This is a genomic window from Paracoccus marcusii (assembly GCF_006151785.1).
In the GTDB taxonomy this organism is placed as follows: Bacteria; Pseudomonadota; Alphaproteobacteria; order Rhodobacterales; family Rhodobacteraceae; genus Paracoccus; species Paracoccus marcusii.
In genome coordinates, this window is the sequence record NZ_VDDD01000277.1 from 1 (window position 1) to 783 (window position 783).

General features: G+C 70.0%; 1 protein-coding gene. It reads left to right on the top strand.

All coding sequences use genetic code 11. The features are described from left to right. On the top strand, positions 1-783 hold a 783-nt coding region (locus FHD68_RS18750; RefSeq protein ID WP_244298009.1), incomplete at both ends, for an ABC transporter transmembrane domain-containing protein.

Sequence of the window (783 nt, forward strand, 5' to 3'; positions counted from 1 at the left end):
CGGGGTGGCCGCTGTTCCTGTCGGTGGGGGTCTTCTCGGCGGTCGTGAACCTGCTGATGCTGACCGGGCCGCTGTTCATGCTGCAGGTCTATGACCGCGTGCTGGCCTCGCGCAGCGTCGAGACGCTGACCGCCCTGTTCGTGCTGGTGATCTTCCTCTTCGCGCTGATGGGTGCCATCGACATCATCCGCAACCGCGTGATGCAGCGGATCGCCGCGCGGTTCCAGGACCGGATGGAAGGTCGCGTCTTCGACGCCGCCCTGCGCGAGGGCGCATTGCGCGGCGACGAATCGGCCGCCACGGCGGGCGGGATGCGCGACCTGGATTCCGTCCAGCGGCTGATCGGGTCGCCGGTCATGCTGGCTTTCTTCGACCTGCCCTGGGCACCGCTGTTCCTGGCGGCGGTCTTCATGTTCCACCCGGTCCTGGGCATCGTCGCGACCGTCGGCGGCGGGATCCTGGTCGGCACGACGATCCTGAACCGCGTCCTGACCCGCGCGCCGCTGCAGGGTTCGGCCCAGGCCGGCGCGCAGGCGCAGCGCCTGGCGGACCTCTATCGCGACGAGGGCGAGGTGATCGGCGCCCTGGGCATGCGCGGCGCGACCTTCGCCCGCTGGCGCCTGGCCCGGTCTGAATCACAGGACAATGCGGTTCGCGCCGGAGACCTGTCGGCGGGGTTCAGCGTCTTTTCGCGGACCTTCCGGCTGTTTCTGCAAAGCGCGATGCTGGCGGCGGGGGCCTGGCTGGTGCTGCGCCAGGAACTGACGCCCGGCGCGATGATCG